Origin of the sequence: Clostridioides sp. ES-S-0123-01, assembly GCF_020658415.1 — a bacterium.
Classification (GTDB): domain Bacteria; phylum Bacillota; class Clostridia; order Peptostreptococcales; family Peptostreptococcaceae; genus Clostridioides.
Window position 1 is genome coordinate 778,122 of record NZ_JACVWD010000002.1, and the last position, 8,445, is coordinate 786,566.

Annotated in this window: 6 protein-coding genes and 2 rRNA genes; all 8 read right to left on the bottom strand. The window is 29.7% G+C overall.

Translation table 11 applies throughout. The features are described 5' to 3' along the window. Positions 1-12: 12 nt before the first annotated feature. Entirely contained in the window at positions 13-1,983 is a 1,971-nt protein-coding gene (uvrB, locus tag IC175_RS06970; protein ID WP_227836316.1) for an excinuclease ABC subunit UvrB, read from the bottom strand. A gap of 187 nt (positions 1,984-2,170) precedes the next feature. Next, positions 2,171-3,433, bottom strand: coding sequence for an ectonucleotide pyrophosphatase/phosphodiesterase (locus IC175_RS06975; protein ID WP_227851338.1), 1,263 nt, complete (start codon positions 3,431-3,433; stop codon positions 2,171-2,173). A 103-nt stretch (positions 3,434-3,536) separates the two neighbouring features. Next, positions 3,537-4,841, bottom strand: a complete 1,305-nt coding sequence (locus IC175_RS06980) for an ABC transporter substrate-binding protein (RefSeq protein ID WP_227481803.1) — start codon at positions 4,839-4,841, stop codon at positions 3,537-3,539. A gap of 30 nt (positions 4,842-4,871) precedes the next feature. Beyond that, positions 4,872-5,732, bottom strand: a complete 861-nt coding sequence (locus IC175_RS06985) for a carbohydrate ABC transporter permease (protein WP_227831770.1) — start codon at positions 5,730-5,732, stop codon at positions 4,872-4,874. Positions 5,733-5,775: 43 nt separating this feature from the next. Next, positions 5,776-6,645 carry a carbohydrate ABC transporter permease gene (locus IC175_RS06990; protein WP_227435546.1) on the bottom strand — a complete coding sequence of 290 codons (870 nt, stop codon included), beginning with the start codon at positions 6,643-6,645 and terminating at the stop codon, positions 5,776-5,778. Continuing rightward, complete coding sequence (locus tag IC175_RS06995) at positions 6,629-7,699, bottom strand: ABC transporter ATP-binding protein (RefSeq protein ID WP_227851339.1); 1,071 nt, start codon at positions 7,697-7,699, stop codon at positions 6,629-6,631. Before IC175_RS06995 ends, IC175_RS06990 begins: the two co-directional genes overlap by 17 nt. A gap of 392 nt (positions 7,700-8,091) precedes the next feature. After that, positions 8,092-8,208, bottom strand: a 5S ribosomal RNA gene (gene rrf, locus IC175_RS07000). Positions 8,209-8,322: 114 nt separating this feature from the next. Beyond that, positions 8,323-8,445: ribosomal RNA gene (locus tag IC175_RS07005) — 23S ribosomal RNA — on the bottom strand; the annotation flags it as partial.

An 8,445-nucleotide genomic window follows, 5' to 3' on the forward strand; every position in this document is an offset into this window, starting at 1 on the left:
GTTTTTACCTTTCTATTTTTCCAATTTTTCTTCCAACTGTTTTACCTTATCTCTTAATTCTGCCGCTCTCTCAAATTGTAAGTTTTGAGCAGCTTCCATCATCTCTGATTTTAATTTTTCTATATTATCTTTTATCTCTTCTTTATCATCTGTATCAGTTATTCCATAGACAACTTCTTCCTCTGCAACTTTAGTTGCTTCTATACTATCTCTTACACTTTTTTGTATAGTCTTAGGAGTTATGTTGTGTTCTTCATTATATAAATTCTGTATAGCTCTTCTTCTTTTTGTCTCATCAATAGCATTTTGCATTGAATCAGTTATCCTATCAGCATACATAATAACTCTTCCATTTTCATTTCTAGCTGCACGTCCAATAGTTTGTATTAATGCTGTTTCGGAACGTAAGAAACCTTCTTTGTCTGCATCTAAAATTGCTATAAGTGAAACTTCTGGTATATCTAGACCTTCTCTAAGTAAATTTATTCCTACAAGTACATCAAATTTTCCCAGTCTTAAGTCTCTTATTATCTCTGTTCTTTCTAATGTAACTATATCTGAATGTAGATATTTAACTTTTATTCCTATTTCTTTAAGGTAATTAGTTAAATCTTCACTCATTTTTTTAGTTAAAGTGGTTATAAGCACTCTTTCATTTTTTTCTATTGTTTTAGTTATTTCCCCTACTAAATTATCTATCTGATTATTTATAGGTCTTACTTCTACAATTGGGTCTAAAAGACCTGTTGGTCTTATTATCTGTTCAGCTATAGTCTCAGAATGTTGAATTTCATAAGGACCTGGTGTAGCACTTACAAACAATATTTGATTTATGTTTCCTTCAAATTCTTGAAAATTTAACGGTCTATTATCAAGTGCAGAAGGTAATCTAAATCCATTTTCTATAAGAGATGTTTTTCTTGATCTATCTCCTGCGTACATTCCTCTTACTTGCGGAATAGTAACATGTGCCTCATCTACAATTATCAAATAATCATCTGGAAAGAAATCCATTAATGTATATGGTCTTTCTCCTTCTTCTCTTCCAGTAATATGCCTTGAGTAGTTTTCTATCCCCTGACAAAACCCTATCTCCTTTAACATTTCTATATCATACTTCGTTCTTTGCTCAATCCGTTGTGCTTCTAAAAGCCTATCATTTTCTTTAAAAGTCTCAATTTGTTGTTGAAGTTCATCTTCAATTTGAACAATTGCATTTTCAATTCTTTCTGGTGTTGTTACATAGTGAGATGCGGGGAAGATAACAACATGATTTCTTGTCCCAACAATCTTTCCTGTTACATAATCAATTTCTGTTATTCTATCTATTTCATCACCAAAGAACTCTATTCTTATTGCTTTTTCATCATTGCTAGCTGGAAATATTTCTAATATATCTCCTCTAACTCTAAAAGTCCCTCTTGTAAAATTTATATCATTTCTTTCATATTGTATCTCTATTAACCTTTTTATTACATCATCTCTATCCTTCTGCATACCAGGTCTTATAGATAACATAAGTTCTTTATAATCTTTTGGGTCCCCCAAACCATATATACAAGATACTGAAGATATTATTATAGTATCTCTTCTTTCTAAAATAGATGCTGTAGCAGAATGTCGAAGTTTATCTATTTCGTCATTTATACTTGCATCTTTTTCTATATAAGTGTCACTGTGAGCTACATATGCCTCTGGTTGATAGTAATCATAGTAACTTACAAAATATTCAACTGCATTGTCTGGGAAAAATTCTTTAAACTCACTATAAAGTTGTGCTGCTAGTGTTTTATTATGAGCCATTATTAGGGTAGGTTTTTTAACTTGTTGTATTATATTTGCCATTGTGAATGTTTTTCCTGAACCTGTTACACCTAACAATGTCGAAAATTTTTCATTTCTATTTATAGAATCCACTATTGATTTAATAGCTTCTGGTTGGTCACCTGTTGGTTTGAAGTCTGACTTTATTTTAAAATCCATAGTATCACTCCTTCTTTTCGAACATTAGTTCCTAACATGTATTATTATATCATACCTTTCTAGAATTGTTTCAGTTATTTTAAATATTTTACCCATTTAAATTTTACTTAAATCTAAAATATAAAAAAAGACTTCTATCTTTATAATAGAAGTCTATAAGTAATGGAAAATAAATACTTTATCCAGTTTATATAATGAAATCAAATGCTTCTTTTTCAACTCCGTCTAGCTTCAAATCGAATAGTCTTAATATAGTTGCTGCATGAGCTCTTAAGTCGCCTTCTTCCTTTACTACGCCTGTTTTTATTTTAGGTCCAAAAGCTATAAACGGAGGTCTATTCCCCTTAGTAGGTAAATGACCATGTGTAGCAACAGCAAACTTGTAATCTTTTATATCAGAATCCTTTATAATATTTCCTTCTAAATCATTTCCAAATGAAATTCCTTCAATTCCTTCAATTACCATTTCAAAGTCGCCTTCAAGTCCAAGATTGGATGCTTCTTCTTTGGTAAATATATTCTCTATAAATAATTCTTCTTTAAACTCTTCAAGCAATACTCTCAACTCTTCTAATCTATTTTGGTTATTTACTATTATCTGTGCTGATATACCTGACGAATTTACATAGGCATCAAAATTCTTAACTACTCCATTTTCTACTGTTATAAATCCATGTGATTTAAGTAAAACATTTGGATTTACAACTTTATCAACTCTAAGATGACCATGGTCTCCAAGTATTATAAAATTTGTATCTTCATATGTACCTGCATCCTTTGTAGCTTGAATTATATCTCCTAACCATTTATCATTCATTTTCAAGGCTTCATTTACTTTTTCATTAAACAAACCATGGTTATGTCGTGTATGGTCCAAAGTTGCTAGATGTATTAACACTAAATCTGGATTATATTCTTTTATTACATCTATAGCACAATTTACTCCAAACAAATCCATATTAGGCTCTAATTTCCAATCAATATAGTGACAATGTCTATCATAAATACTATCCATTATAACCTTACTTGAACTTTTTTCAAAAACTTCTCTTGGGTCATCTTCTCTATTAGGAGCCCATATCTCTGCAATATTATAATCTATATTTGGATTTGCACCCATTACAGGCCATAAGATACTAGAAGTAGTCAGATTATTGTCCTTTGCTACATCTATAATTGTCTTTACTTTTATATCTTTTGAATACCAATACCAATCTTTATTTTCTTTATTTGGGTCAAATTTTTCATTATGATATATTCCATGTTTTTTAGGATATACTCCTGTAACCATACTTGTATGACAAGGATATGTTAAAGTTGGATATACACAATTTATATTTTTCACCATAGAACAATTTTCTAAGATAGATTTAAAATTTGGTAGATTCTTTACAAATTCTAAATCTTTTTCAAATAAAGAATCTACTGATAATACTATAACTTTTGTCATTTACATTACCTCTTCATTCATATATTATTGGATACGTTCAATCAATCTATAATCTATATATGTTACAGGTGATATTTTATCAACATTTCATACCTGTCTATAATTATTTATTAGTCTTGTCTATTACTGCTTGCATCGCAGAAGTTCCTTTGCTTACTGCATCTTTTGGCGCCACATTTAAATCAGTAAGACCTTTTTTAATCTCATCCATTAACTTATCAGTTGCTTCTTTATATCCATTTAACATTGGAAGGGCAACAGCATATTGTAATTGGTCAGTTGCGACTTTATATTGTGGCTTTTCTTTATACAATGTTTGTAATTTTTCTGATTTAGTTGCATCTTCAGTTGTTGGCAGATATCCTGTTGATGAACTAAATTGAACTATTTTATCTGTTTGAGTCATCCATTCCATAAATTCTGCACTTGCATCTTTTTCTTTGTCTGTTCCACCTTCAAGCATAACTAAGTTTGCTCCCCCTGTAGGCGTTGCATATTTTTGATTTTTTGGTAAAAATGCTGTTGATATTTCAAACTTACCGTCTGTTTGTTGCATAAGACCTGCTAAATCTGCTGTTGATGTAAATATCATACCAACTTTACCATTTACAAAATCTTGCTTTGCTACATCCCAAGCATTATAATCTTCACCAGGTGGCATTTTCATTATTCCAGATTTCATCATATCTTGCCAGAATTTAACTGGTGCTTGACCTGCTTCATTATTGAATGCTACTTTTTTTCCATCAGTTATTTCTCCTCCACTTTGCATTACCATAGCTTCATAGAACCAAATATCTATTGGAGTTTCAAATCCATAAGTATCTTCTGATTTGTTTGTCATTTTACTAGCATATGTTTTAAGTTCTTCCCATGACTTTGGTCCTGAAGGGTCAAGGCCTGCTTTAACTGCCATATCCTTATTTATGTATAGTATTGGTGTACTTCTATTAAATGGCATACCAACAAACTTATTTTCATAATATGAATTTGTTAGAAGACCAGAAAAAAATCTTTCTTGGTATGCCTTATCAAAGTATTTACTCATATCTACTAAAGCTCCTGCTGATGCAAATGTACCTGTTTGAGTTATTTCTAATAATGTTACATCTGGTTGGTCTTTAGAAGTTAATGCAGCTTGTAATTTTGTTGCATTTTCATAGTAATCTTTTTGTTTTAGCATATTTACTTGTATGTCTTTATGTTCACTATTAAACTGGTCAACCATTTTTTGTGCTGTTTCACCATTAGTTCCACCCAAAGGTGCCCAGAAATCTATCTTTGTAATATTGCTATCTGTCTTTTCTCCTTTAGATGTATTTGAGTCATTAGAATTTGAACACCCAACTAAAGAACCTAATAATAATGTTATTGCTAATCCTGTTGCTAATTTTCTTTTAAGCTTCATTTCCATCCTCCAAATTTAGTTTTTGACTTTTTATTTTATTCCTGAATACATAAAAGCTTCTTTTACTTTTTTATTTGCAAATATATAAACAAGAATTATTGGTAAAATTAAAATTATATTTCCTGCCATTATTACATTCCATGCAGTAATTCCTTCTGAAGATTTAAGAAGAGCTACTCCAATTGGTAAAGTCCTTATTGCATCTGTATTTGTCATTACTAAAGGCCAGAAATAGTTATTCCAATGATATATAAAATTAAATAATATAAATGTTATTACTGCTGGTTTTGCCATAGGAACCATTATTTTAAACATTATTTTTAAGTCCGAAGTATTGTCTAATTTAGCTGCTTCAATAATCTCATCTGATATCTGCATAAAATTTTGTCTAAGCAGAAATATACCAAATGAAGATGTCATAAATGGAATTATAAGTGGCACATATGTATTTATAAATCCAAATTTACTCATCATCATATATACAGGTAAAAAAGTTACTTGTGGAGGAATCATAAGTCCTATGAGTAATAGTCCAAACAATACCTTCTCACCTCTAAATTTAATCTTAGAAAATGCATAAGCTGCAGGAACCATCACTAAAAACTGTACGATTAAAATACTACCTGTCACAAAGATACTATTTAATAAATATCTAAAAAATGGTCCTGAATTCCATGCTGTAGTATAATTTCCTAGTACTATATCGTTTGGTATTATTGTAGGTGGTAGTTGCATCATTTCTTGTGGGTTTTTAAAAGATGTTGACAGCATCCATATAAAAGGGAATATAAATATTGCAGATAAAAGTAGTAGAATTAATACTTCTATTGATTTTGATACTATTTTCTTTATATCAGCTTTATCTTTTTTAATAGGTCTTATAATGTCCATTTTGTCCTCCTTTTTAACACGCCTTATAATATATATTTTTTATTTATTGATAATGAACTTTTTTTGATAATAGTCTGAAATTAGCATATGTAGCAATCATAACTATGGCTAATAAAAACATACTTGCTGCACTTGCTTGCCCTATATCGTAATATATAAATCCAGACTCATATATATAATAAGATAACATGTTAGTTGAACCTAATGGACCACCTTGTGTCATTATGCTTATTTCGTCAAATACTTGAAATGATGCTGTTGTTGTTGTTATCATGAGAAAAAATATTGTTGGCGATAATAATGGCAATGTTACCTTAAAGAAATTCGTTATCTTGTTTGCATTGTCTAGTTTAGAAGCCTCATATATATAGTTTGGTATCGATTTAAGACCTGATAACACGATTAAAATATTGTATCCAAGAGTTTTCCATATTCCTATTAGAATCAATGACATTAAAGCTGAACTTTCACTTGAAAGCCATTTTGATGTTGGTAAATGCAATGTTGACAGTATCCAGTTTAAAAAGCCATATTGTGGCTCCATAATCCAAAGCCACAATACAGCTACAGATACTAGTGAAATTACATGTGGTGTAAAGATTATACTTTGTGTCAAATTGTGTATTATAGAGTTTTTATTTAACCAAACAGCAAGTACTATAGCTAGTGATATAGATATAATTACCATAAAAAAAGTATAAATTGCAGTATTCGTTATAGTTTGTATAAACTCTGGATTTTTTAAAAGCTCTGTGTAATTATTTAATCCTACATTTTCGAAAGTTGAACTAAGAAGACTTCCTGATTTGAAACTCAGCGATATTGTCTTAATTATTGGATATACTATAAACAGTAAAGTTCCTATAATTGCAGGTGTTATGTACAAATATGCTTTATTAAATTGCTTTTTCATAAATATCTCCTTTGATTTTAGAATACATATTCTTACATTCTTTTATATCATTTATTCTTTGCCCATCTTTATTAAAATAATATAAATCCTTTTCTAATACATTTACTTTCAAAGTTTTCCCTATATCAAATATATCGTTTTCTGTTTTAACCCTTACTTCACTGTCAAGAACAGATAAACAGTATATAGTTTCGTTTCCTAATACCTCTTTAGTTATAACCTTTCCAAGTAAATTAAAAGTATCATCATTTTTTATATCTATATTTATACTTTCTAATACAGCTTTTTCAGGCCTAAATCCAAGTTTGATATTATCCTTCATATTTAATATGTTCATACAAGGATTTCCGATAAATTGTGCCACAAACAAATTTTTAGGGTCTTGATATATTTTTTTTGGAGAACCTATTTGCATTATCTTTCCTTTGTTCATTATAACTATTTTATCCGCCATTGACATTGCTTCGACTTGGTCATGAGTTACATAAACAAATGTAGATTTTAATTTTTGATGTAACTGTATTAATTCTGTCCTCATTTGATTTCTCAGTTTTGCATCTAAATTTGATAATGGTTCATCCATTAAAAATACCTTTGGATTTTTAACCATTGCTCTAGCTAATGCTACTCTCTGTCTTTGTCCTCCAGACAAATTTCCTGGCTTTACATTTAAATATTCTTGTAATCCAACTATATCAATAACCTCTGTTATAAGTTCTTCTCTTTTTTCTTTTGGAACTTTTTTATTCTTTAAACCAAATTCTATATTTTCTTTTACAGTCATATGTGGATATAATGCATAATTCTGAAATACCATAGCTATATCTCTCTTACTTGCATCAGTTCTTGTTACATCATTTTCTTCAATTTTTAAATTACCTGAAGTTATATCTTCAAGCCCAGCAATCATTCTTAGTGTAGTAGATTTTCCACAACCACTTGGGCCTACCAATACCGTAAAAGAACCATCTTCTATAGTAAGGTTCAAGTTCTCTATAACAGTGTTCTTTTTATCATAAGATTTTGTGACATTTTCTAGTTTTATATCTGCCATTTTTTATCCTCCTCAAAATACTTTGTTTAGTCATACGATTTACTTATAAATTAATAATACTCTTTATTTGTAAAGGACATATTAAGACAAAGTGAACATATAGTAAATTTATTAAAATAGATGTTAAATCACATATATTTTCTGTTAAATTATACTAAACTTAAATAAATATACTGACTAATAAGATAGAATTAAAATAAATAAAATAACTGATATAGCAAATTAGACATAATAAAAAAGACCTCTATGGGGGATAGAGGCCTTTAAGTGGGGGAGATTGAGTAATTTATTTTTGCTATTAAGTTTTACAATTATATTATGTCCCAAATTTGCCATGTCTAAACACAAAAAATAAAAATTTTTTATTTTTTATAAATTTACTCAAAAAAATTACGTGGCTACGTCCTACTCTCCCAGGCAGTTTCCCACCAAGTACCATCAGCGCTAGAGAGCTTAACTTCTGTGTTCGGAATGGGAACAGGTGTATCCTCTCTGCTATTGTAACCACATAATCTTTATGCTTAATATTACTATTAAGTTATTGAAACTAGTAAACTAGATTCTTTAGAGTTAGCACTCTAAAAACTACATATATATTTTAATCAATGAACATCAAATAAATATTGGTCAAGTCCTCGACCTATTAGTATCGATAAGCTAAATACATTGCTGCACTTACACCTTCGACCTATCAACCAGATAGTCTTTCTGGGGTCTTACCCTTGCGGTGGGAAATCTTATCTTGA